At 62.7% G+C, this 23482-nt stretch carries 20 protein-coding genes and 2 pseudogenes; 11 read left to right on the forward strand and 11 right to left on the reverse strand.

The window, feature by feature from the left end:
* Positions 1-384 (forward strand): BCCT family transporter (locus tag NAT23_RS14250; protein WP_251929322.1); only part of this gene is annotated, 384 nt, incomplete at its 5' end.
* 85 nt (positions 385-469) lie between these two features.
* On the opposite strand, the gene gcvA is transcribed toward NAT23_RS14250, so the two are convergent.
* The 4 genes from gcvA to betT all read right to left on the reverse strand — a co-directional run bounded on the left by gcvA (position 470) and on the right by betT (position 4933).
* Entirely contained in the window at positions 470-1396 is a 927-nt protein-coding gene (gene gcvA / locus NAT23_RS14255; RefSeq protein WP_251929323.1) for a transcriptional regulator GcvA, read from the reverse strand.
* Between the two features lie 118 nt (positions 1397-1514).
* Positions 1515-1853 (reverse strand): tRNA-binding protein, encoded by a 339-nt coding sequence (locus NAT23_RS14260; RefSeq protein WP_251929324.1) that lies wholly within the window; start codon positions 1851-1853, stop codon positions 1515-1517.
* A 48-nt stretch (positions 1854-1901) separates the two neighbouring features.
* Positions 1902-2570, reverse strand: coding sequence for a DMT family transporter (locus tag NAT23_RS14265; protein ID WP_251929325.1), 669 nt, complete (start codon positions 2568-2570; stop codon positions 1902-1904).
* Between the two features lie 350 nt (positions 2571-2920).
* A complete protein-coding gene (betT, locus tag NAT23_RS14270) occupies positions 2921-4933 on the reverse strand; it encodes a choline BCCT transporter BetT (protein WP_251929326.1) in 2013 nt (670 codons plus the stop codon).
* Positions 4934-5279: 346 nt separating this feature from the next.
* On the opposite strand from betT, the gene NAT23_RS14275 reads away from it, so the two are divergent.
* The gene (locus tag NAT23_RS14275; RefSeq protein ID WP_251929327.1) at positions 5280-6314 is read left to right on the forward strand and encodes a LysR substrate-binding domain-containing protein; all 1035 of its coding nucleotides are present in this window, start codon (positions 5280-5282) and stop codon (positions 6312-6314) included.
* On the opposite strand, the gene NAT23_RS14280 is transcribed toward NAT23_RS14275, so the two are convergent.
* Positions 6281-7222 (reverse strand): LysR family transcriptional regulator, encoded by a 942-nt coding sequence (locus tag NAT23_RS14280; RefSeq protein ID WP_251929328.1) that lies wholly within the window; start codon positions 7220-7222, stop codon positions 6281-6283. The two genes, NAT23_RS14275 and NAT23_RS14280, sit on opposite strands and share 34 nt — an antisense overlap.
* A gap of 220 nt (positions 7223-7442) precedes the next feature.
* Here NAT23_RS14280 and NAT23_RS14285 point away from each other — a divergent pair, with 220 nt between their 5' ends.
* From NAT23_RS14285 to NAT23_RS14300, 4 genes and pseudogenes are all read left to right on the forward strand, one after another.
* Positions 7443-8198: a HalD/BesD family halogenase gene (locus NAT23_RS14285; protein WP_433962206.1), complete on the forward strand. Its 756-nt coding sequence runs from the start codon at positions 7443-7445 to the stop codon at positions 8196-8198.
* A 20-nt stretch (positions 8199-8218) separates the two neighbouring features.
* A pseudogene (locus tag NAT23_RS14290) lies at positions 8219-9451 on the forward strand (M24 family metallopeptidase).
* A gap of 148 nt (positions 9452-9599) precedes the next feature.
* Positions 9600-11289, forward strand: a pseudogene (locus NAT23_RS14295) (BCCT family transporter).
* A gap of 238 nt (positions 11290-11527) precedes the next feature.
* Positions 11528-12265, forward strand: a complete 738-nt coding sequence (locus tag NAT23_RS14300) for an SDR family NAD(P)-dependent oxidoreductase (protein WP_251929330.1) — start codon at positions 11528-11530, stop codon at positions 12263-12265.
* 67 nt (positions 12266-12332) lie between these two features.
* Here NAT23_RS14300 and NAT23_RS14305 read toward each other — a convergent pair whose 3' ends face one another.
* Positions 12333-13328, reverse strand: a complete 996-nt coding sequence (locus NAT23_RS14305; RefSeq protein ID WP_251929331.1) for an isopenicillin N synthase family dioxygenase — start codon at positions 13326-13328, stop codon at positions 12333-12335.
* A gap of 97 nt (positions 13329-13425) precedes the next feature.
* Complete coding sequence (locus NAT23_RS14310; RefSeq protein WP_251929332.1) at positions 13426-14403, reverse strand: GlxA family transcriptional regulator; 978 nt, start codon at positions 14401-14403, stop codon at positions 13426-13428.
* Between the two features lie 126 nt (positions 14404-14529).
* On the opposite strand from NAT23_RS14310, the gene NAT23_RS14315 reads away from it, so the two are divergent.
* On the forward strand, positions 14530-15174 hold the full coding sequence (locus NAT23_RS14315) for a TetR/AcrR family transcriptional regulator (protein ID WP_251929333.1): 645 nt from the start codon (positions 14530-14532) through the stop codon (positions 15172-15174).
* 14 nt (positions 15175-15188) lie between these two features.
* Here the strand turns inward: NAT23_RS14315 and NAT23_RS14320 are convergent, their stop codons facing one another.
* Positions 15189-15980 (reverse strand): pyrroline-5-carboxylate reductase family protein, encoded by a 792-nt coding sequence (locus NAT23_RS14320; RefSeq protein WP_251929334.1) that lies wholly within the window; start codon positions 15978-15980, stop codon positions 15189-15191.
* A 169-nt stretch (positions 15981-16149) separates the two neighbouring features.
* Here NAT23_RS14320 and NAT23_RS14325 point away from each other — a divergent pair, with 169 nt between their 5' ends.
* The 3 genes from NAT23_RS14325 to NAT23_RS14335 all read left to right on the forward strand — a co-directional run bounded on the left by NAT23_RS14325 (position 16150) and on the right by NAT23_RS14335 (position 19655).
* Positions 16150-18201: an NADH:flavin oxidoreductase gene (locus tag NAT23_RS14325; RefSeq protein ID WP_251929335.1), complete on the forward strand. Its 2052-nt coding sequence runs from the start codon at positions 16150-16152 to the stop codon at positions 18199-18201.
* A 65-nt stretch (positions 18202-18266) separates the two neighbouring features.
* Positions 18267-18620 (forward strand): cupin domain-containing protein, encoded by a 354-nt coding sequence (locus NAT23_RS14330; protein ID WP_251929336.1) that lies wholly within the window; start codon positions 18267-18269, stop codon positions 18618-18620.
* A gap of 30 nt (positions 18621-18650) precedes the next feature.
* Complete coding sequence (locus tag NAT23_RS14335; protein WP_251929337.1) at positions 18651-19655, forward strand: Ldh family oxidoreductase; 1005 nt, start codon at positions 18651-18653, stop codon at positions 19653-19655.
* Positions 19656-19751: 96 nt separating this feature from the next.
* On the opposite strand, the gene NAT23_RS14340 is transcribed toward NAT23_RS14335, so the two are convergent.
* The 3 genes from NAT23_RS14340 to NAT23_RS14350 are packed head-to-tail and all read right to left on the reverse strand — an operon-like array spanning position 19752 to position 22340.
* Positions 19752-20486 carry an SDR family NAD(P)-dependent oxidoreductase gene (locus tag NAT23_RS14340; protein ID WP_251929338.1) on the reverse strand — a complete coding sequence of 245 codons (735 nt, stop codon included), beginning with the start codon at positions 20484-20486 and terminating at the stop codon, positions 19752-19754.
* Positions 20483-21217, reverse strand: coding sequence for an SDR family NAD(P)-dependent oxidoreductase (locus NAT23_RS14345; protein ID WP_251929339.1), 735 nt, complete (start codon positions 21215-21217; stop codon positions 20483-20485). Before NAT23_RS14345 ends, NAT23_RS14340 begins: the two co-directional genes overlap by 4 nt.
* A 19-nt stretch (positions 21218-21236) precedes the next feature.
* The gene (locus NAT23_RS14350; RefSeq protein WP_251929340.1) at positions 21237-22340 is read right to left on the reverse strand and encodes a mandelate racemase/muconate lactonizing enzyme family protein; all 1104 of its coding nucleotides are present in this window, start codon (positions 22338-22340) and stop codon (positions 21237-21239) included.
* Positions 22341-22521: 181 nt separating this feature from the next.
* Here NAT23_RS14350 and NAT23_RS14355 point away from each other — a divergent pair, with 181 nt between their 5' ends.
* On the forward strand, positions 22522-23451 hold the full coding sequence (locus NAT23_RS14355) for a LysR substrate-binding domain-containing protein (RefSeq protein WP_251929341.1): 930 nt from the start codon (positions 22522-22524) through the stop codon (positions 23449-23451).
* Positions 23452-23482 lie beyond the last annotated feature (31 nt).

Below are 23482 nucleotides of genomic sequence, written 5' to 3' on the forward strand. Positions count from 1 at the left end.
ACCTACTTCATCACCTCGGCGGACTCGGGCACTCTCGTACTGTGCATTCTCGACAGCGGCGGTCACCAGGAGCCTCCACAGGTCATCCGGGTGCTATGGGGCGTCATCATCGCCTGCATCGCCAGCGCCCTGCTCTATGCCGGGGGACTGGAAACGATCCAGACCGCCTCGATCATCGCCGGCTTTCCCATCGCCATCTTCATCCTGGTGATCACCATCAGCCTGTATCGCTCGCTGCGACGCGAGCCGATGGCCGCCGCCATGCTCCCACCACAGGCAAGGCCGGCGGACGAAACGCTCGACCATCACAGCGGTACGAGCGACGTCAGGCCTGCTGCAGCCCCGGCCGCCGACACCACCTTCGAGGCGAGCGTCCGGGCCTGAGAACCGGGACCACCCGCCGCCTGGAACGACGAGGGGCCCGGCATCCGCCGGGCCCCTCGTCGTGAAGCACTCCATGACCACGCACTCATGTCAGTCCCAGGTCTCCGACTTCCTTGGGAATCGTCTTCAACAGCCACTCCCGAAAGGCCTTGACGCCACGGCGATTAGCCGGCGAATCACTACGCTCGAGCAAATAGAAACGTGCTTCAGTGCGCAGCACCGTCTCCACTGGCCGCACCAGCTGTCCCCGCTCCAGGTAATCGTCGACCAGCTGGCTCCAGCCCAATGCCACGCCCTGATCCATCATCGCGGCCTGCACCAGCATCGAATAGCTATTGATATTGAGACGTCGACGCGGTGGCCGGACTTCGGCGCCCACCTGCGAGAACCACTGACGCCAGCTCATCCAGTCCTGATCGGCGTCCTCGAGCGATAGCAGCGTGCAGTCCGGCAATGCCGTCAAGTCCTCCAGGGGACCATGGCGTTCGAGATAGCCAGGGCTGCAGACCGGGAAAACTTCCTCGTGGAACAGCGTCGTGGCCCGCATGCTGGCTGGTAGCGTGCGGCAGTAGAACAGCGCTACATCGGACTCCACTCGTGACAGGTCGCGAATCTGTTCCGTCGCCACGATACGCAGCTCGATGTCGTCATGCTCGCGCTGGAACTCGGCGATCTTGGGCAACAGCCACAGTGAGGCCATGGCACTGGTGGTGGCCACGGTGAGCTGGTGCATGCCCTGCCAACTGCGGACCTCATCGGTAATGCCGGCGATATCCACCAGCGACTGACGCACCGACTGGGCGTAGCGTCGACCCATGGCGGTCAACTTGACGCTGCGATTGGCGCGCTCGAACAGCGGCTTACCCAGGTAGGTCTCGAGGCTACGCACTTGGCGGCTGATCGCACCCTGCGTCACATGCAGCTCATCGGCAGCCAGCGTGAAGCTGAGGTGCCGGGCCGCCGACTCAAAGGCCACCAAACTGTTCAGGGGAGGCAAAGGACTGATTTTCATATCGTTGCGGCGTCAACCATGATCGGGGCGGGTGCGACGAGTTTACGCCCGGCGCCCGGGTGACGCCACGGGTCTACGCCTGCTTCTTTCGCCGCAGGCGTCACCGCGCGCGTTCGCCTCAGACCAGCCGCGCCCCGTTCGGTACCCCCATGTCGGGCGTAGCCAGCGCCACCGCCCCATCCTCGCGATGAAAGCCGGTGACCAGGCACCCCGAGGTCATTGGGCCGATCTGTTTCGGCGGAAAATTGACCACCGCGATCATCTGCTTGCCGACCAGCTCGTCCGGCTCGTACAGCTCGGTGATCTGGGCGCTGGACTTGCGCACGCCTATCTCCTCGCCGAAGTCGACGCGCAACCGGTAGGCCGACCGCCGCGCCTCGGCAAAGACCTCGGCCTCGACGATGGTGCCCACGCGCAGTTCGATTCTGTCGAAGTCCGCCCATTCGATCTGTTCCATGACGGTGTCCTCCTTGTCTCTTGAACGTGCCCGGCGTCGCGCCAGGCGTTATCCCCTCGACGACTCCGTCGACTCACGTGACCGCCGGTGCTTTCGACCACTCAACATGCCGCTACCGATCAGCGCCCCGCCGCAGATCAGCAGCGCGGCCAGCAGCAGGCTCGGGCTGGGCGCGGCCAGGCCGGCGGCGATCAGCACCAGGGTCGAGCACAGCGGCGTGGCATAGGACATGAGCCCCAGCAGGCGCACGTGGCCGCGCTTCATGCCCAGATCCCAGGTGAAGAAGGCGCTGCCCACCGGCCCCAGCCCCAGGGCCAGGATCGCCCACAGGTTGGCACCTTCCGGCCAGCCCGTGGGCTCCCAGGCCAGATGGCAGACGAATGCCAGCGCCGCGGCGCCGAGGCAGTTCCAGGCCACCGCCGTGGTCGGAGTCCGCGCCAGCAGCCGCGAGGCCACGGAATAGCCGCTCCAGATGAAGGCCGCCAGCAGCGCCGCCAGATAGCCCGGCGTATATTCGCCGGACCAGTCGAAGCCGTCGGGCCCCACCAGCAGCGCCGCACCGATGAAGCCGCACACGCCGCCCACCAGGTGGATGCCGCGCAGGCGCTCGCCCGGCAGCAGCCAGCCGGCCAGGATCACGATCAGCAGCGGCCAAAGATAGCTGATCAGCCCGGCGTTGGCCGCCGGCGGGCTGGCGGAAGGCCTCGGCCAGGGCACGCTTCTCGCCACGCAGCAGGAACACCAGCAGCGCCAGGCCGCCGGCCAGGCCGAAGCACAGCGCAGTAAGCAGGAAAGGCGGCACCGGGCCGGCCCACTGGGTAAACAGCGCCAGCGTCGCCCAGCTCAGGACGGTACTGGCGCCCCACAGGGTGGCGCGGCGCGCCTCGGCATGGGAAACAGCCGACATGTCGATTCTCCACTCACGGGTCGGCCGGGCAGTATGGGGGACGAGGAAGACGACGGCTTGTCGATTTCGGCCATCGTGGGTAAAGGAAGGCATGGCCCGAACGTAATACGGCCGCCCACGCAAGCGCGGGCGGCCGTCGGCTCCATCATGGCCATCGTGTCTAGCGAACCAGATGCAGGAAGTGCAGGTGTTTCTCGTACTGATCGAGGATGTCACCGATCACCTGGGACGGGAGGTAGCCGACGATGCTGTACTTCTGGCCGCCCTCGTTCAGGAAGACCTCGGCGCGGTAGTGGCTGTTGTCCTCGCCCTTCTTGCGGCCGCCCAGGCCACTGTAGGCGAACGACGGCGCCGCATAGGCTCGGGCGCGCACGCCATAGATGAAGTCGGCCTCGTCGCCGTGACCCACACGCATGGTGCAGCGATCCTCCTCGCGGGTGATGCGCACGTCGAGCGCCTGCTTCTCGAACTCCTCGGCGACCTCGCGCATCGCCGGCTCGACGGTGGCATCAAGGAAGTCGATCACCTGCTGGCGGCGCGGCGAGGAGACCAGCACCCCGAGACGCTCCTGCCAGGCGTAGTCCTGCTCGGCGCCGATGCGCGCCACGTGGCTGGGCGTGTTGGCGACGTGCTGCAGACTGTCACGCTTGCAGGCCTCGATGCGCAGCGACTTGAACAGCCCGAAGCCGACCAGGATCAGGATCGGCGCAAACGGCAACGCCGAGGCCAGCGAGGCGGCTTGCAGAGCGGACAGCACATTGCTGCCGCCGGCCAGGATCAGCGCCGAGGCCACCAGGCCTTCGGCGACGGCCCAGAAGACGCGCTGCCAGACGGCCGGCTCGCCGTCGTCCTTGGCGGTCAGGGTATCGATGACCAGCGAGCCGGAGTCGGACGAGGTCACGAAGAAGGTGATGACCAGCAGGGTCGCGACCACCGAGGAGATGCTGGCCAGCGGCAGCGTGTCCAGGAAGTGGAACAGCGAGGTAGAGCTGTCGGCGAACACCTGGTCGACCAGGTTCGGCATGGCGCCGCTCATGATGCCGTGCAGGGCGGTGTCGCCGAACACGGTCAGCCACACGCAGGTCACGCCGACCGGCACGAAGATCACGCCGAGCACGAATTCGCGTATCGTGCGGCCTCGGGAGACGCGGGCCACGAACATGCCGACGAACGGCGACCAGGCGATGAACCAGGCCCAGTAGAACAGCGTCCAGCCGCCCATGAAGGACTCCGTCTCCTCGTCGTCGACATAGGCGTAGATGTTGAACGTCATGTCCAGCGCGGACGAGAGATAGGTGCCGACGTTCTGAGCCAGCGACCGGAAGATGAACAGCGTCGGGCCGGTGACCGCGACGAACACCAGAAGCAGCACAGCCAGGCGCAGGTTCCACTCGGAAATGCGTCGGATGCCGCCGTCCAAGCCAGATACCACCGAGATCGTCGCGATGCCGGTGACCAGGGCGATCAGCCCCAGCTGTGTCCATGGGCCGATAGGTACACCGAACAGGTAGTTCAGGCCGGCGTTGATCTGCATCACGCCGAGCCCCAGCGAGGTGGCGATGCCGAACATCGTGCCGAACACCGCGAAAACGTCTACAGCGTGGCCGATCGGGCCATGGATGCGCTTGCCGATCAGCGGATAGAGCGCCGAGCTGATACGCAACGGCAGGCCGTGGCGGAAACTGAAGTAGGCCAGCGCCAGGGCGACGATGGCGTAGACACCCCAGGCATGCATGCCCCAATGGAAGAAAGCCAGGCGCATGGCGTCGCGTGCAGCCGTCGCCGTTTCGGGATCTCCCATGGGAGGGCCGGCGAAGTGGAAGACCGGCTCGGCCACACCGTAGAAGATCAGGCCAATGCCCATGCCGGCGGAAAACAGCATGGCGAACCAGGACAGGTAGCTGAAATCCGGCTCGCTGTGATCCGGGCCGAGCTTGATGCGGCCATAGCGGCTGAACGCCAGAATCAACGACAACGCCAGATAGATGCCCATGGCCAGCATGTAGAACCAGCCGAAGGTGCCGATGATCCAGTCCTGCAGGGCGCCGAACCAGGCGCCTGCGGTCTCGGGCATGGCGATGGTGAAGATCACGAAGGCCAGGATGATACCGGCAGAGGGGTAGAAGACCGGTGGATTGATGCCGGCCACCGGGCCGGCCTCTTGTTTAGCCATAAAGCTCATTGTGTTGGTGAATGGGGGCAAGCTGGCACCGCCAGGCGGATGACATGGGTAATACGTCCCGGGCGTCTGCTTAGACCTGAGGACCCGCCTTGAAACGCTTGCCGGAGCATAGCTTTCTCGACCATGTCAATACGGCGAGGGGTGGCATCGCCGGCATCGGCAGGGACGGGAAATCGTCACGCTGGTGATGCTGCCGAGAATCGTGTTGACGTGACATGAGCACTCCTCCTCTTTCGATGGCATCGACATCGCGAGATACTGGCTCGACACCTTGAACGCGGCGCACGCCCCGCCATGACACGCTCGAGGCATGGCAGGAGAGAAACAGGAACATCGGATGCCTAGCCGCATCGCGTCTTCTTGCCTCGCGGCGGGCCTGCGTGCGGCCCTGAATGCGCAGGCGATGGCAGCGCGCATTCTCGGTGACGCCCGCGTATCATGGAAACGAAGTTTCCCGATAAAGCCATCGGATTTCGTGATGACCGTTTCCAATACCCAGCGACCGCTGGATCTTGTCCTGCTAAGGACCTTCATCAGCGTGGTGGATCAGGGTGGCTTCACCGCCGCCGCGGAGCAGCAGCACATGGCGCAGTCCACGGTCAGCGCCCATATGAAGCGTCTGGAAGAGCTTTTCGATTGCCGTCTTCTACAGCGAGGCCAACGGGCCGCGACTCCGACACCTGCGGGGGAACGCCTGCTGGCCCATGCCCGACAGATGCTGCGGCAGAATGCGCTGGCCTGGCAGGACGTTCGAGAACAGCGGCTGGATGGCGTGGTGCGACTCGGCATTCCCGACGACTACCTCGTGTATCTCCCAGAGGCACTGTCGGCATTCGAGGACCGTTTCCCCGGGGTCGAGCTGGAAGTGCACTGTGGTCTGAGCGTCGACCTGGTGCAGGACGTCCGCTCCGGCGCCCTAGACCTGGCGATCGTTACCCGACAACCCAACAGCCCCGGCGGTGAGATACTGCGACGTGAACCCATGATCTGGGCGGGGGCATCAGGCCATGAGACCCATGCCAGGAAGCCCCTGCCCCTAGCGGTATCACGTGAAGGCGTCTGCATCTTTCGTGAGCGCGCCATCGCCGCCCTCGAAGCCGCCGGCATAGCCTGGCGCATCGCCTATGCCAGCACCAGCCTGTCGGGGCTGTCCGCTGCGGTACGGGCTGGGCTAGCGGTGACAGTGCTGACACCCTCAATGATCGGCCCCGGTCTGCGCGCCCTCGAACACAACGGGGAGCTGCCCGAGCTGCCGACCACAGACATCACCCTGCATCGACGCCCAGGTCAGCCCAGCGAGGCAGCGCGACAGCTGGCGGCCCAGCTGCATGCCCACATTCAGGAACGCCCGGTCCGAGGCGATAGGCAATAGCTGTCGATATCGGCGTCGATGTCGACCGCCATAGCCTCCACCAGACGCCCTGCCAGTGACGGCTCACCGCCTTCGTCACTCGTGTAGCGAGCCCTCCACTCGAAGGTGATGGGCGTCACATCCAGCTCGATGGCGCGCAATCTCTCCGCCCAGGCCGACATCGTCACGCAGAAGGACGGTAGGATAGAAACCCCATCACCACTCGCCACCAGCTGGCAGATCAGCTCCGTGGATTCGACCCGCGATACACCGGTCGGAAACCGCTGTCCCCTCTCGAAAAAGAGGTCATACTCCCATCCCGCCTCAGGCCTCAGGCCATAGGTCAGGAATCGCTCACCATGAAAGTCCTCCGGGCTCATCCGCTCCCGCGCCGCCAAATGAGACCCCGCCCCGACAACCGCCACAAGACGATCGCGCAGCAAGCCCCGACTGTCGAGGTTCGGTACTTCCATGGCACCTGGCAGCAACACAAGGTCCGCGACGTCACTGCCGAGTGGTGATACGGGGCGCTCGCTGGGCACACGCACGAATTCCAGATCCAGACTCGGCTCCATCCGACTTCCCAGCCGCAGCAGCATCGAGGCCAACCCCGACGGGTCGAAGTGCGTCCAGGCCACCCGTACACGATTGGCACTGCGCTTGCCTTGCCAGATGGCATCAGACTCCGCCGACTGCAGCAGTGGCGTCGCCGCGCGTGCCGCCGCGGCAATCGTCTCCCCGGCTTCGGTCAGTACCAGCCCCCGCCCCTGCTTGACCGCCAGACGCACGCCGAGGCGCCTCTCGGCCTCGCTCAAACGCTGGCTGGCCGCCGACTGAGTGATATTCAGCGACGCCGCTGCCAGGGTGATCGAGCCGGAATCTTTGAGAGCCGCGAGCAACAGCCAGTGAGTACGCTCCAGCATATTCATTAGAAAACCTTATGCTTTTTACTGTATTTCCCATTTTATATCGCCGCTGTAGCGAAATTACTATAAGCATCACTGAATCATCTCCCACAAGGAGCTCACCATGACGACTGCTCAGCAACAGGCCAAGAACGCCCTCATTCCCGGTATCGACTGCATCGATCTCGAGGCCTGGCCCATCGATCGCCCCGACAGCGAGGCCTACTAGGCACGCATCGCCGAGATTCGTGAGGCACTGAACGACAAGGGCTGCGCGCGCATCGATGGATTCATTCGTTCGGAGTATCACGACCGACTGGAAGCTGAAGTCGCCGGCATCGCCGACAAAGCTCACTTCTCCCACGGACAAATCACCCCTTACTTCAACAACGACGAGCCGTCGCTGCCGGAAGATCATACGCGTCGGCGCTTCTCAGCCTTCTCCAACGCCTTCGTGGCCATGGACTGGTTTCCCGAAAACGGCCTATGCCTGGGCCTCTATCGTCACCCGGCTTTCCAGCGCTTCGTCACCGACTGCCTCGAGGAAACTCAGCTCTATACCTTCGACGATCCTCTGGCCGGTGTGGTCGCGAACATCATGCCAGAAGGTTCCTCGCTACCATGGCACTACGACACCAACGAATTCATCGTCAGCCTGCTGACGAAGAAACCACTCAGCGGTGGAGAGTTCGAGTACTGCCCCGACCTGCGCGAGCCAGGAGACGAGCACTACGACGATGTCAAGAACGTACTCGACGGTCAGCGTGACAAGGTCAAGACGCTGTCACTCGAGCTTGGTGACCTACAGATCTTCAAGGGGCGCTTTTCCATGCACCGCGTCGTCGAAGGCAAAGGCGAGCGTCACACGGCCATCTTCGGCTACGCCAAGGAACCGGGCTTTATCGGCCGAGTCGAGCGTACCCAACAGGTCCATGGTCGCGTCCTGCAGGCCCACATCGATGCGGAGCAGAACGCACGCAGTGACGGCCTGGACGACTGATCATGGAACTGGACTGGCACATGCAACGTAGTGATCTGGCCGGCTCCGGCCAGATCGAACTCGATGCAGAGAAAATCGGCGTGGATGAGAGTGCCCTCGCGCTGGGCCGCCTACGGCGAGTGCGGGAACAGATGCAGCGCTTCGATATCGAGGCGCTGCTGCTCAACGATCCCGTCAATGTCCGCTACGCATGCGGCGCTCGCAACATGCAGGTCTTTTCCGCCCGCAATGGCATGGCCCGCTATCTGCTGGTGACCAGGGAGCAGGCCATACTGTTCGAGATGGGAGGTGCCGAACACCTCCCCCGGGGGCTGCCCACGCTGGACGAGATTCGCCCTGCGGCCAATGTCGCCTACGTAGCCACCGCCGGCAGCCTTGAGCAGGCCGAGCGTCAGTGGGCACTCGAGATGGGCGCACTGATCAGGGAAAAGGCCGGCCGTGGTGCCAGAGTCGGCACCGAACGGCTTCCCGTGGGCATCGCGCTGGAACTCAAGGCCCAGGGGTTCGATCTGAACGATGCCCAGGGCATCGTGGAAAGTGCCCGCGCGATCAAGACGCCTGAAGAGATCAAGTGCATTCGCGCCTCGCTGGCCTGTACGGAAGTCGGCGTCGCCGCACTGCGTGAGGCACTGAAACCTGGCATGACCGAGAACCAGCTGTGGTCAGTGCTTCACCAGTCCGTCATCGCCGGGGGTGGCGAGTACTTCGAGACCCGACTGCTCAACTCGGGGGTACACAGCAACCCGTGGTTCCAGGAAACAAGCGCCAAGCGTATCGCCCCCAACGAACTCGTCGCCCTGGATACCGATGTGGTTGGCTGCTTCGGTTATTACGCTGACTTCTCGCGGACTTTCCACGCCTGACCTGATGCACCGACCTCACACCAGCGAGACCTCTACCAAGCCGCTCTCGAGCAGGTCTCGCACAACCTGGCCATCCTTCATCCCGGCATGAGTTTCCGTGACTACGCTCGCGAGGCCTGGCCCATTCCCGATCGCTATTTCGACAATCGCTACTACGTGTCGGCTCACGGTGTCGGCATGACGGGAGAATACCCCTACCTGTATCACCAGGCCGACTTCGCTCAGGCCGGCTACGACGGCGAGATAGAGCCCGGCATGACCCTGTGCGTCGAGAGCTTCATCGGCGAGAAAGGCGGTCACGAAGGTGTCAAGCTCGAGCAGCAGGTGCTGATTACCGAAACGGGAACAGAAGTGCTATCGAACTTCCCGTTCGAAGATGATCTCCGCTAGGTTGCCGCAAACATCAAAAGACTATTAATGACTGGAGATCTTGATAGAAAACTCCTCATGACGACGTGGCCTCCCCAATAAAATCCGGAAAAACCGAAAAAGAAGAACATGAGGCGACGAAACCCCCTACGAAAAAGACCGAAAATTCATGACGAATACAACAGATCATAACTCCTTGAAGGATAGAATCTCTCAGGAAGCACATGGTATCCCTTCCCCGGAAGGAAGCACCGAAATCATCGATACCGACTACGTAGTCGGGCAAGACAACATATCGGCCAAACCCTTCGGCATCGAGCTGGACCTTCACGGTAAGGTTTTCACCATCTCATCGCTGGTTATCCTTTCCTTCGTCGTCCTTACCCTGGCGCTGAACGAGCAGGTCGTGCCACTTCTCTTGGCGATGCGGGACTGGGTCACTGAGCACTTCACCTGGTTTTTCCTACTCAGCGGCAACATCTTCGTGCTGCTATGCCTCGCGTTGATCGCCTCGCCCCTAGGGAAAATTCGTATCGGCGGCGATCACGCCAAACCCGACTACGGCTATGCCGGGTGGTTCGCGATGCTGTTCGCCGCCGGGATGGGGGTCGGACTGGTGTTCTATGGCGTCGGCGAGCCGATGGGCCACTTCAACTCGTCGCTGTCCGGCATCACGCTGGGCGATGATGGCGTCAGGACCGACTGGGCCCCGCTGGGCGGCGCCGAAGGCAATGTATCCCAGGCCACTGACCTGAGCCTGGCCGCTACTATTTACCACTGGGGCCTACATCCCTGGGCGGCCTATGCCATCGTGGCCTTGTCGCTCGCTATCTTTTCTTACAACAAGGGGCTGCCGCTCTCCGTTCGCGCCATCTTCTATCCCCTTCTCAAGGAGCGCGTCTGGGAGTGGCCCGGCCATGTAATCGACATCCTGGCCGTCTTTTCCACGCTGTTCGGCCTGGCCACGGCACTCGGGCTCGGCGCCTCTCAGGCATCCGCCGGGATGGAGTACCTGTTTGGCATCCCCAACAACGACACCACCATCACACTCCTGATTTCGGCCATCACCGGTCGCTCTTCTGTCAGTCGCCGCTGGGCTGGAAAAGGGCGTTCAGCGCGTTTCCAAGATCAATATGATCCTGGCGTTCGCATTGATGGGATTCGTTATCATATTCGGTCCAACCGCACTCATCGCTACGGGTATCGCCGATAGCCTGACGTCTTATGTCACGCACTTCCCTGCCTTGGCGGCGCCCTTTGATCGAGAGGATACCAACTTCACTCATGGATGGACTGCCATCTACTGGTGCTGGTGGATCTCCTGGTCGCCGTTCGTCGGCATGTTCATCGCCCGCGTCAGCCGCGGTCGCACCGTACGCGAATTCCTGATCGCGGTACTGCTGATCCCGACGCTAGTTTCGACGATTTGGATGACATCTTTCGGCAGCACCGCCATCGATCAGCTAATTCATCAAGGCTTCCATGGTGTGCAAGATGCTGCGATCGAGCTCAAACTCTTCGTCATGCTGTCGGAGATGCCGCTTTCCCTTCTCACCTCAACGGTCGGCATCATGCTGGCAGTCGTCTTCTTCGTAACCTCGTCGGACTCCGGCTCGCTAGTGATCGATTCCATCACCGCCGGCGGCAAACTTGACGCTCCCCGACCACAGCGTATTTTCTGGTGCATCATGGTGGGCGCAATCGCCATCGCCCTGCTCGTGGGTGGTGGCCTAAACGGCCTCCAGGCTGCAGCCGTATCGACCGGACTTCCCTTCTCCGTGGTACTGCTCGTTGCCTGCTACACAATCGTCAAAGGCCTGCTTGCCGAAGTACGCTCCTATCGTCTCGCACAGGCCTGATTGGCAAGGGGGGGGGAGCTGATATCTCCCCCCCTGTCGGCGATAAAGGGCGATAAAAATCAGGCCTTTTCGCTGATAGACAGCAACATCACACTGTGACTCAATGACACTATATTCGCCGGCTTAACTTTTCCAACAAAGGTGAAAAGCCGGCGTTCGTCTATCCCCTGACATTGGTAGCAAGGCAGAGCTTTCAGGAGACGATCACTAGATCTATATCAGAAAACAGGAGAATCTCATGACTAAGCGGTTCGACGGCAAGGTAGTCCTGGTGACGGGGGGACGTTCCGGGATTGGTCGCGCCATTGCCCAGCGACTGCATGATGAGGGCGCAAATGTCTTCACCGCCCAGCGCGGCGAAGATGCGCATTTCAACGGTATCACGGCGGACTTCACCGACCCCGAGGTACCCGAGCGGGTCGTGGCAGAAGTCATCGCACGCACCGGACGCCTCGATGTGCTGGTCAACAATGCCGGAATGATGCAGGAAGCCGCGGTGGAGGAGATGGAACTGGAGGCTTGGCAGCGCAACCTCACCGTCAACCTGACGACCCCTTTCCTGATGATCCGCGCGGCGCTTCCTTACCTGCGCGAATCGCGGGGCAGCATCGTCAACACCGGTTCCGTAGAGGGATTGAGCGCTAACCCTGGGCATGCTGCCTATTGTGCGACCAAAGCCGGGCTGCATGGTTTGACGCGTGCTGTGGCGGTCGACCATGGTCACGAGGGCATTCGCTGCAATGCCGTGGCCCCGGGCTGGATCGATACCGAGCTGAATCTCGAGTTCGGCGCCAGCCAGCCGGATCCCGAGGCCTTTCAGCGTGACATCGGGCGCATTCATCCCGTTGGCAGAGCCGGTGTGCCAGAGGAAGTTGCCGCTCTCGTCGCTTTCCTAGCCGCTGAGGAGTCAGGGTTCATAACCGGCCAGGTCTATACGGTGGACGGCGGAAGGATGGCCAAGCTGAGCCTGCCTTGATCGAAGATGGAGATAGGACAGGGAACGCGATGGGCGCCGAATCTGGCCGGCGCCCATCACACCTGAGTCAGGCCGCGTCGACGTCCTTGAGGTGGGAATAGCTGTTCTTGTAGCGGCGGAACTTGTGCTGACCGCTCGTGTAGGCGGCATAGCGCGGCGGGTTTGCCTCGCTGACACAGCCGGGCAGCACCTCGACCAGCGCGTCGTAGTCCATGTCGATGAAGAACGGCAGCGAATAGCGCTCCCGACCGCTGATGTTGATCACGCGATGCATGGTCGAACGATAGCGATCGTTGGTCAGCGTCTGGACCAGATCACCGATGTTGACCACGAAGGTATCCTCGATGGGCGGTGCACTGATCCAGTCGCCGTCGCGGTTCTGCACCTGCAGGCCACCATTGGCATCCTGGGCGAGGATGGTCAGGAAGCCGTAGTCGGTGTGGGCTCCGATACCGATCTCCTCCTCGCGCACGGCACCCTGCTGGGCGGGATAGTGCAGCAGACGTTGCACCGTGATGGGGTGTCGCTGCATCGAGGCGAAGTGATCGTAGGGCAGATCGAGACTCAGCGCGATGGCCCCGATCAGCTTGCGCGAAAGCGACAGCATTTCGGCGTGATACTGCTCCATCACCGCCTTGAAATCTGCAGGTTCCTCGGGCATCAGGTTAGGGCCGAAGAAAGGCGCGACGTGTTCTTCGTCCAGTCCAAGGTCGAAGCATTCCTTGAAGTCACGGCTCTTTTCAGGATCCACGTTTTCCGCATAGGTCGGAATGTAGCCGCGCAGTGTCTGTCCGGAATGGACGATATTGACTCGATTCTTTTCCTCGAAGGGGCGTGAGAAGAAGGCCTCCGCCTGGCCGTAGGCCGCATCAATCAGCTCACGCGATATGCCATGATGCTTGATATAGAAGAAACCCACGGTTTCGCAGGCCTTGCCGATCTCTCTGGCCACTTTCTGCGGGTCACTATCGTCGACGAGTGGCCCGATATCCACGACCGGCACCTCCTCGAAGGAAAGGGTCCGGCTGGCGAGTCTGGGGTCGATGTCGAGCATGTTGTTCATGGTGCCTTTTCCTGTACGACGTGTCCGTTGGAACGTCGCCAGTATCCGGCGCGAGGCCAGCCGGCTTATATCACGAATGCGAAAGTCTTTTGACCTCTCATGCGTCTCTTGCGTCGCGGGGTGCCAGGCCGAACTGCACCCGGAAACGACGCGAGAAGTAGCTCTGTGACGTGAACCCCGTGGCCAGGGCGATGGTCGAGATCGGCAGGCGGCTCTCCTGAAGCATCCGATGCGCGCAGTTCAGACGCAGCGCGAGATAGTAGCCGGCCGGGGTGGTCTGTTCGAAACGCTGGAACAGGTGCTCGAGGGTACGGGTGGTGGCGCCGACCTGGTCGGCCAGCGCCCGGATGGACAGCGGCTGCTCGAGATGGGCCTCCATGAGCTCGATGGCCGCGCCGAGGGTGGGCGAGCGCATGCGCCGCTCCAGCGAACGACGCGCGTGCTGGATTTCCTCCGGCGAACGCACCCGATCCTGCAGAAACCTGAGCGAGACCTCGCGGGCAGTCTCCTTGCCGAAGTCGCAGCCGATGATGAACAGGAACATGTCGAGCGCCGTCATGCCACCGGCACAGGTCAGGATGTTGTCGTCGACCGTATAGAGGTGCTGGCGTACCGGGATCTCGGGATAGAGCTCCTCGAACACGACCACGTCCTCCCCCACCAGGGTACAGCCCTTGCCGGTCAGCACACCGGCGCGCGCCAGCACCAGGCTGCCGTTGGACAGCGCGACGATGCGTCCGCCATGGCGATTCTGACGCCGCAGCATTACCTTGAGGCGATCATCGTCATGCCGCGCCGCATGGCGGTGGGCACACACCACCAGGGTGTCGCAGTGCTCCGCCTCGGTGAAGTGCCCGGCCGTCTGGATCGGCACCCCGTTGGAGCTTTCGACCAGTTGCCGCGACGTCTCCGGATCACCGCTGTAGAGGCAGTAGTCGTAGCGACGACACCCGCCGAGCTGGTTGACCACGCTCAGCGCCTCCACCGCCAGGGAGAAGGAGGTCAGGGCGAATCCCGGCATCAGCAGGAAGCCCACTCGACGCGGGCTCCCCGCGGATTCCTGCCTGTTACTCATGATGCCTGACTCCGTGAACCGCGGGATGTGGCTGACATGGATATACCAGCAGCCGAATGTACATTAAATCGACACCAGTGTACTCTCCGCCCACTCATGCGCTTCGAACCGGAGTCATACCACGCGATGCCCACCGCTGACCGCCACGATACCCGATGGAAAGGCTCTCGCGAGGCCTGGCTCGATGCCGCCTTCGAACTGCTGCTCGAATCCGGCGTGGGTAGCGTTCGCATCCTGCCCCTAGCCAAGAGGCTCAAGGTGTCCCGCACCAGCTTCTACTGGTTCTTCAAAGATCGCGAGACGCTGCTCGATGCCTTGATCGAGCGATGGCGAGAAAAGAACACCCAGGGGCTGGTACGCCAGACCGAGGCATATGCCGACAACATCGTCGAAGCGATCCTGAATGTCTTCGACTGCTGGCTGGATCCGACGCTGTTCGACTCCCAGCTGGAATTCGCGATCCGCAGCTGGGCGCTTCAGTCCGAAGCGGTCGCCGGGGAGATCGATGCGGCCGATGAGATCCGCATCCAGGCACTGGCAAGGATGTTCGAGCATCATGGCTATGCCCCTCTGCCCGCATGCGTGCGCGGACGCACCATCTACCTTACCCAGATCGGCTACATCTCGATGAAGACCCAGGAAGCGCTGGAAACTCGCATGCAGCGCATGCCCGACTACGTCGAGATCTTCACCGGACAGACCCCGCCGCCGGGCGAACTGCGCCGTTTCCATGCCCGGCATGGCTATGAGCCCTCTGCGCGGGAGCGCTGAGCCCATTGCCGCTATTACCCTCCACGCGCGGCTCGATAGGCCTCGTTGAGGCCTCGATGCACCACCTGCTCGAGACCGCCATCGATCATGCTACGCAGGCCCTTGGCCGTCGTGCCTTCATAGGCAATCAACCGTTCGACCATCTCGCCGGGATCGACGCCCTCTCGCTCCAGCAGCAACGCCCCACCGACCAGCGTCTCCAGGACGGCTTCACGTGCGATCTCGTCGTCGATCCCCGCCTGCCTTGCATGCGTCAGCAGCGCCTGGGCGAGTAACGCCGGATAGGCCGGCCCGGCGCCACTCAGGGCGGTGAGGTAGTCCAGATCGCGCTCCTCGGGCACCTCCCTCGCCGTACCACAGCTCGCGAGCAGCGTCTGCACGAGCCATCGGTCGTCATCGTCGACCTCCGAGGCGGCATACCAGGGGAAATAGGCCCGACGCAGCTCCGCCGCCGCATTCGGCATCGCCCTGACCACACGACGGCTGCCCATCCGCTCGGCAATCGCCTCCAGCGAGGTCATGGCCAGCAGCGAGATGACCAGCTTGCCATGCGCGTCGACCTCGATGGCGTCCAGATCCTGCGGCCGCACGGAGAGCACGACGACATCCGCCCGGTCGACCAGCGCCTGATTGTCGTTGAGGCAGCGCACCTCGGGCCAGTCACGAAACGCCTCGCCCTGCCCCGTGCGGGACGAGATCAACAGACGCTCGGCGCGCCACTCGCCACTCCCAAGCAGTGCCATACCGAGGGATCGTCCCATCCATCCCTGTCCTCCGATGATGCCGATCACGGCGTCTTGTGCCATGGGTCGCGTCTCCTTGATGAGGGTTGTCTGGCTCGGGCGCGAGGAAACCGCCTCGAGGATAACGGCCGCTCGCACCGAGCGTCTGTACATTCATGTACATTATATTGACAACCATGTACACGCACTCCTAACGTTGTCAAGCCGACACACAACAAGACGGAGCCCGGCCATGACCAACGACCCGCTGCTGCAGCCCTACCGGCTCAAGCACCTGACCCTCAAGAACCGTCTGATGATGACGTCCCACGAGCCCGCCTACCCAGAGGACGGCATGCCCAAGGCGCTGTACCGGGAGTATCACGCCGAGCGGGCACGGGCCGGGATCGGCCTGACCATGACGGCCGGCTCCGCGGCGGTGGCCAGGGACAGCCCGCCGGTGTTCAACAACATCCTCGCCTACAAGGACGAGGTGGTGCCCTGGATGCGCGAGCTGACCGACGCCTGCCACGAGCACGGCACCGCGGTGATGATCCAGCTCACCCACCTGGGCCGGCGCACGCGCTGGGACAAGGGCGACTGGCTGCCGGCGGTATCGGCCTCCCATCGTCGCGAGGCTTCGCACCGCGCCTTCCCCAAGCGGGTCGAGGACTGGGACATCGAGCGCCTGATCCGCGACTACGCCGACGCCGCCGAGCGCATGCACGCCGCCGGCCTCGACGGCATCGAGCTGCAGGCCTACGGCCACCTGATGGACCAGTTCTGGTCGCCGCTGACCAACACCCTGGACACCCCCTACGGCGGTGACCTCGACAACCGTCTGCGCTTCACCTTCGAGGTGCTGAGCGCCATCCGGAAGCGCGTCGGCGAAGACTTCATCGTCGGTGTGCGCTACACCGGCGACGAGATGCTGGACGGCGGCCTCAGCGCCGACGACGGCTTCGAGATCTCCCGGCGCCTGAAGGACAGCGGGCTGATCGACTTCCTCAACGTGGTCCGCGGCCACATCGACACCGACCCCGGCCTCACCGACGTCATCCCCGTACAGGGCATGCCCAGCGCGCCGCACCTGGACTTCGCCGGCGAGATCCGCCGCCGGGTCGACTTCCCGACCTTCCACGGCGCCAAGATCCAGGACGTCGCCACGGCCCGCCACGCCATCGCCGCCGGCAAGGCCGACATGATCGGCATGACCCGCGCCCACATGGCCGACCCGCACCTGGTGCGCAAGCTGATGGAGGGCCGCGAGGAGGAGATCCGCCCCTGCGTCGGCGCCAACTACTGCCTCGACCGCATCTACCAGGGCGGCGCCGCCTACTGCATCCACAACGCCGCCACCGGCCGCGAGACCACCATGCCGCACACCATCCCCAAGGCCGAGACGGCGCGGCGGATCGTGATCATCGGCGCCGGCCCCGCGGGGCTGGAGGCGGCGCGGGTGGCCGGCGAGCGCGGCCACCGCGTGACGGTGCTGGAGGCCGCCAGTGACGCCGGCGGCCAGGTGCGCCTCACCGCCCAGAGCGAGCGTCGCCGCGAGATGATGGGCATCATCGACTGGCGCCTGGCGCAGTGCGAGAAGCTGGGCGTGGAGATCCGCTACAACGTCTGGGCCGAGGTCGAGGACGTGCTGGCCGAGCAGCCGGACGCGGTGATCGTGGCCACCGGCGGCTACCCGCAGGAGGAGCTGCCCGAGGTCGGCCACGCCCTGACCGTCAACACTTGGGACGTGATCTCCGGCCATGAGGCCCCCGGCAAGCGCGTGCTGCTGTTCGACGAGACCGGCGACAACGCCGCCATGCAGGCCGCCGAGATGATCGCCGCCAGCGGCGCCGAGCTCGAGATCATGACCCCCGACCGCACCTTCGCGGCCGACATCATGGCCATGAACCTGGTGCCCTACATGCGCGCCCTGCAGCGGCCCAACGTCACCTTCACGCCCACCTACCGGCTGAAGTCGGTGGAGCGCGACGGCGGCGAGCTGCTGGCCCGCATCACCAGCGACTACGCCCTGCCTGTCGGGCAGGAGCTGGCCCAGGAGCGGCGCATCGATCAGGTGGTGGTCAACTACGGCATCACGCCGCTGGCCGACATCTACTTCGAGCTCAAGCCGCATTCCTGCAACGGCGGCGCGGTGGACTACGACGACCTGATCGTCGGCCGGCCGCAGACGGTGGTCCGCGACGGCGGTGACGACTTCCAGCTGTTCCGCATCGGCGATGCGGTGGCCTCGCGCAACACCCATGCCGCCATCTACGACGCCCTGCGGCTGGTCAAGGACTTGTGATCCCTGGCCCCATAAATGGCGAGGGCGCCCGGCGTATTCATCACTTCCGCGAGGACGACGCAACCGTGAACGATATCTTTGAAGCTCCCCGATCGAATCGCCCCGACCAGGAGTCCTTCCAGGTCACCGACACCCAATCGCTGGATTGGCAGGAGAGCGGGATAGCAGGATTCCAGCACAAGATCCTCTACCGTGACGACAGCGGCGACACCGAGACCATGCTGATCAGGATGGCGCCCGGCGCCTTCTCGGACTATCACGCTCACGACAGACGTGAGCAGCTCTACGTGATCGAGGGTGACTTCTACGACCAGAACCACCACTACCGGAGCGGGAATTTCATCGTGCGAGAGCCGAACACCAACCATATCGCCGGCAGCGACGGCGGCGGGCTGGTACTGCTGATCTTTTCCCGTTAAGCCATTCATGACGTCAGGAGAATGCGCTCCATGGATCAACAGACCCTTTCCGCCCACGAGGCAGAGCGACTGGCCGAGCAGGCCTGCCGTTCCGCGGGCGCCAACCCTGCCACCGCCCGCTCCTTGGCAACGGCGACGGTATCGGCCGCGCTGCATGGCCGTCCCGCAGTAGGGTTTCCGCACCTGCTGCAATACCTCGCCGGCTTTAGTGCGGGTCGGCTGAACGGCGAGGCCGATCCGACACTGACCCATCCCCTGCCGGCGATCCTCCACTCGGATGCGGATGGGGGCACCGCCCAGCTTGGCTTCGACCTGGCCATGCCGACGCTGGTCGCCAGCACCCGGGAACTGGGGGTGACGCTCTTCACCCAGCACAACGGCTTCACCACCGGCGAGCTGGGCTACTACGTGCGACGTCTTGCCATCGAGGGGCTGATCGCCCTGGCCGTGTCCAACAGCCCCGCCGTCGTCGCCGGCTCGTCGGGAGGCAAGGCCGTCTTCGGCACTAACCCGATGGCGTTTGCCGCTCCTCTGTCCGATCCGCACGCGCCGCTGGTCATCGACCAGGCCTCCAGCGCTACGGCGCTGGTCAACCTGGCGGAGGCCGCCGACGCAGGGCGCAGAATACCCGAGGGCTGGGCCCTCGACGCCGCGGGGCGCCCCACTACCGATGCCACGGCGGCCCTGCGTGGCACCCTGCTGGCCTTCGGGGGCACGAAAGGCGCCAACGTGGCACTGATGGTCGAGTGTCTCGCCGCCGGACTGTCCGGTGCCTCATGGTCGCTCGACATGGCAGATCCCCAGGAGGGGCAACGCTCGGTCGACGCGGGCATGACGATCATCGCCATCCAACCCAGGTTGATCGACGAGCATTTCGTGTCGCGGCTAAGCCGGCAACTCGATCGACTCAGTGCCCAGGGAACCTATGTGCCTGGCCGCCGCCCGGTGCACGACAACGTCAGAGGAGAAGGAAGTGTGGTTATCGACACGGCGGTGCTGGAAGCGATCCGTCGTTACTTGCCAGGTCCCGAGTGATCAAATACCCGTGCCCAAACAGCACAGTGCTTACCGGATGGCAATGCACAATCCTGCCTTTGCCCGCGAGAGGCATCCTCACGGACAAATGAACCCTCACGGCAGACTCAGCTTCGCTGTCCGACCGCCATCGACGGTATAGAGTTGTCCGGTGCAGAAACCCGACTCTTCCGCGGCCAGGAAGGCAGCCAGAGACGCGACCTCTTCCGGCTTGCCTGTCCGTGCTACCGGGTGAATACGCGCGATATCTCGGCGGAATGCAACCGGATCGGGCATGCTCTCGATGAAGTCGACGTTCAGGTCCGTATTGATCCAGCCGGGAGCGATCGCGTTACACCGGATTCCCTCGGCCCCGTGATCCACGGCCACCGCTCGGGTCAAGCCATGCAGTCCCGCCTTCGAGGCACAGTAGGCGGCATGCCCCGGGTTCGATCCCAGGCCTTCGATCGAGCCTACATTCACGATACTGCCTCGCGTTCTACGCAGGTACGGCAGCGCGGCCTGGATCATCAGGAATGGGGCGGTCAGATTCACCATCAGATTGCGCTGCCAATCCTCAATACTCATTGCCTCGACTGAGGATTCCTGCATCAGGCCGGCATTGTTGACCAGCACATCCAACCGTCCGGCACGCGAGACCAGCTCAGTTACAACCTGCGTCGGGCTTGCCGGGTCGGTGAAATCGGCAGGCAGGCATTCAAACTCGGTATCCTGACTGCGCTGCGCGGTAAATACACGCGCACCCTCATCCTTCAACCGGCGTGCAATCGCCTGGCCGATACCGGATCTTCCACCGGTTACGAGCGCTATCTTGTCTTTGAAACGCATCATGAGACAGGCTTCCCACCGTTGATCTCGATCAGAGTACCGCAAAGGTAGCGTGCAGCATCCGAAGCCAGGAAAAGCACAACGTCCGCGATATCCTCAGGCTCGGCGATGCGACCGAGCGGAACTGTCTTTCCCAGTTCGGCGATGGCGTGGTCCGGATCGAAGCCACGTTTGGCGAAGCCTGTGCGCAGCATCGGGGTGTTCACCTCATTGGGGCAGACCGCATTGATGCGAATACCCTGATGGGCATGATCCATGCCTATACATTGCGTGAGCGAGGCAACGGCCGCCTTGGTCATGCAGTAAAGCGCATGGTTCGCCCCCGGCGCCTTAGCGCCCCAGCAAGAGGACGTGTTGACAATGGCACCGCCTCCCTGACGAGCCATCAGCGGGATCGCGGCGCGGCAGATTCGGAAGGGCGCCTCGACATTGACACCGACCGACAATTGCCAATCGGCATCGGTCGTTTCGGTCACCGGGCCACGGGAAATCACCCCGGCATTGTTGACCAGGATATCCAGTCGGCCCAATGCGGCATGAGCCGCAAGCGGGAGGCCATCAGCATAATTCGTGTCCAGCAGGTCGCCGGGCAGATGCGCCTCGGCCGCGATTCCCGAAACATCGCGGTCCGCGACAGCTACCCGAACGTCCTGCTCGCGTAGGCTCGCTACGATCGCGGCCCCGATGCCACCCGCCGCGCCAGTGACCAGCGCAGTTTTTCCTGAGAAACTCATTTGTATTTCCTCATGCCTATCAGAAACTGGCGATAGGAGCGCCAATAAGCGCTTCATCTGGAAGAATTCCCAATCCCGGACCGGTCGGCCGCTTGATGTGGCCACCTTCGATCCTGATCCCGTTCTCTGGATCGAAATTTCCTTCAATATATGAAGCGGCGACCCATGCGCCTTCGCACAAATCAGGCCGCATTGTGGCGGCAATCTGGGTGCAGGCGGCGGCGATCACGTCCCCACCCCAGGCATCATCGCAGGTATGCGGCAAGTTGCGGGCCTCGCAAATATCCCGGAATGTGCGCATGTTCTGGAGGCCGCCGATGCGTGTTATCTTCATACCGAATCCGTCGACCAGCCCCTCTCCTGTCGCCGTGATTGCGGCATTCAGGTCGATGCCGCTCTCGTCCATGTAGATGCCGTGTGATATCTGTGGCCGGATCTTCCTGAGATCCTCCACGGTGTTGCAGGGCTGCTCCATGATGAAAGGAATATCGGGACACTCACGGCTTACACGCAGCGCATCGCGTGTATTCCAGCCTCGGTTGGCATCGACAGCCATGCGCATGTCGCTGCTTCGGATGACGTCCCAGACCTTGTGGATGGTCTCGATATCGGTTTCGACAGGACGGCCACCGACCTTGACCTGAATACGCGGATAGCCCATATCACGAACCTCGGCAGCGATGCGGGCGGTTTCATCCGGGTCACCGACGATGGTCGAGTAATAGGTGGGCACTCGATCTACAACAACACCGCCGAGCAATTCGGCAACGCTGACGCCAAGCCGCTTTCCGATAAGATCATGAGCGGCGATATCGATCGCCGCCTTTGCATAGTTATGCCCGTTCAGAAGGCTGCCCATCTTTCGCTGCAGCACAAGAGGCCATAGCTCCGTTCCAATCAGGCCCGGCGCCATCACAGTCAGAGCTGCTCGGGCACCTTCCGCGTGAGCTTCGGCATAGGTGTGACCGACCGGACAGGTTTCACCCCAACCTTCGGTGCCGTCCTCGGCCACCAATCGGACCAGGGTAGTATCCAGCGACCAGACCTTTGTGTTGGCCATGGTATAGGGGCCGTTCTTGACCGGCAGGTCATGCTTGTAGATATGAATCTCACGCAGTCGCATTTCACTGAGCCCCCTTCATTATCGTGGATGAGGTCGATGATCAGTGATACTGAGGTATTCGGACAAACGAGTTATGGGTCGGCTTCGATAAACCTTTTGTTAAGCGACACGAGCGTCATTCACAGAAAGAAATGTGGCAAAATGGCTTTTCGTTTGAGGCCGGCTGAGATGATGGAAAACGATGAACAGCTCCAGACTTGGACTTCCGCCACTCAATGCCCTGCGCACTTTCGAGGCGGCTGCCCGCCACGGTAGTTTCAAGGCAGCGGCCGACGAACTTTGCGTGACCCAGGCGGCGGTGAGCCGCCAGATTCAGACACTGGAAACCTTCTATGGCTTGAAGTTGTTCATCCGTGGCAATCGCACGGTTGACCTGACCGAGGAGGGACAGACGTTGCAGATGGCGGCATCGCCCGCCTTGCAGAATCTTGCCGCGGTTTCGCGGGACCTGCTACGTCGTCACAGTCAGGGATATCTCTCATTGGTCACGACAACGGCTTTTGGCCAGCTGTGGTTCATGCCCAGGTTCAAGATGCTCAACCACCAGTCCCCGGACTTGCAGTTGCACCTGATCAGTGGCGAAGGTAACGCCAGCTATCGGGAAGGGTTTGACGCAGCCGTCATGCTAGGGCTCGAGGAACACCCGCAATACGTGGCAGAGTACCTTTTTTCGGAAGAGATATTTCCGGTATGTACCCCAGAATTTTTGGAGCAGCACCCTCATATATCGACGCTTGAAGGCTTGCTGGACGTTACGCTGCTCAACCTGAGCGCCGGCCATTGGAAAGCCAGGTTGTGGACACCGCTTGACTGGGATTTTTGGCTCGGATTGTTTTGCGTCGACGGGGCGCGAAAACAAAAAGAAATAAACTTCAGCCACTTCACAATGCTGTTGGACGCCGTCTATCAGGAAGTGGGGGTTGGCCTCGCCTGGCGCCATCTTGTCCAGCAGCAGCTGGAAGAGGGCCGGCTGGTTCGGCCAGTAAAGGAAAGCTATGACGCGCAGGACAGGAAACACTATTTCGTCTGCCGTCGCGAGCGCGTCAACTCCCCGGAAATCCAGATACTCCGCAACTGGCTGATGACCCATACGCAGGAGCTGAGGGCATAGACGCCCCCGGGGCGTGAACGAAGAGCCTGGA

The organism is Larsenimonas salina (assembly GCF_023736155.1).
Taxonomy (GTDB): domain Bacteria; phylum Pseudomonadota; class Gammaproteobacteria; order Pseudomonadales; family Halomonadaceae; genus Larsenimonas; species Larsenimonas salina.

Excerpts from the sequence above, each read along its gene's own strand:
- gcvA (WP_251929323.1), bottom strand. The coding sequence starts at position 1,396 with ATGAAAATCAGTCCTTTGCCTCCCCTGAACAGTTTGGTGGCCTTTGAG.
- NAT23_RS14260 (WP_251929324.1), bottom strand. The coding sequence starts at position 1,853 with ATGGAACAGATCGAATGGGCGGACTTCGACAGAATCGAACTGCGCGTG.
- betT (WP_251929326.1), bottom strand. The coding sequence starts at position 4,933 with ATGGCTAAACAAGAGGCCGGCCCGGTGGCCGGCATCAATCCACCGGTC.
- NAT23_RS14275 (WP_251929327.1), top strand. The coding sequence starts at position 5,280 with ATGCCTAGCCGCATCGCGTCTTCTTGCCTCGCGGCGGGCCTGCGTGCG.
- NAT23_RS14280 (WP_251929328.1), bottom strand. The coding sequence starts at position 7,222 with ATGAATATGCTGGAGCGTACTCACTGGCTGTTGCTCGCGGCTCTCAAA.
- NAT23_RS14300 (WP_251929330.1), top strand. The coding sequence starts at position 11,528 with ATGACTAAGCGGTTCGACGGCAAGGTAGTCCTGGTGACGGGGGGACGT.
- NAT23_RS14305 (WP_251929331.1), bottom strand. The coding sequence starts at position 13,328 with ATGAACAACATGCTCGACATCGACCCCAGACTCGCCAGCCGGACCCTT.
- NAT23_RS14310 (WP_251929332.1), bottom strand. The coding sequence starts at position 14,403 with ATGAGTAACAGGCAGGAATCCGCGGGGAGCCCGCGTCGAGTGGGCTTC.
- NAT23_RS14315 (WP_251929333.1), top strand. The coding sequence starts at position 14,530 with ATGCCCACCGCTGACCGCCACGATACCCGATGGAAAGGCTCTCGCGAG.
- NAT23_RS14320 (WP_251929334.1), bottom strand. The coding sequence starts at position 15,980 with ATGGCACAAGACGCCGTGATCGGCATCATCGGAGGACAGGGATGGATG.
- NAT23_RS14325 (WP_251929335.1), top strand. The coding sequence starts at position 16,150 with ATGACCAACGACCCGCTGCTGCAGCCCTACCGGCTCAAGCACCTGACC.
- NAT23_RS14335 (WP_251929337.1), top strand. The coding sequence starts at position 18,651 with ATGGATCAACAGACCCTTTCCGCCCACGAGGCAGAGCGACTGGCCGAG.
- NAT23_RS14340 (WP_251929338.1), bottom strand. The coding sequence starts at position 20,486 with ATGATGCGTTTCAAAGACAAGATAGCGCTCGTAACCGGTGGAAGATCC.
- NAT23_RS14345 (WP_251929339.1), bottom strand. The coding sequence starts at position 21,217 with ATGAGTTTCTCAGGAAAAACTGCGCTGGTCACTGGCGCGGCGGGTGGC.
- NAT23_RS14350 (WP_251929340.1), bottom strand. The coding sequence starts at position 22,340 with ATGCGACTGCGTGAGATTCATATCTACAAGCATGACCTGCCGGTCAAG.
- NAT23_RS14355 (WP_251929341.1), top strand. The coding sequence starts at position 22,522 with ATGAACAGCTCCAGACTTGGACTTCCGCCACTCAATGCCCTGCGCACT.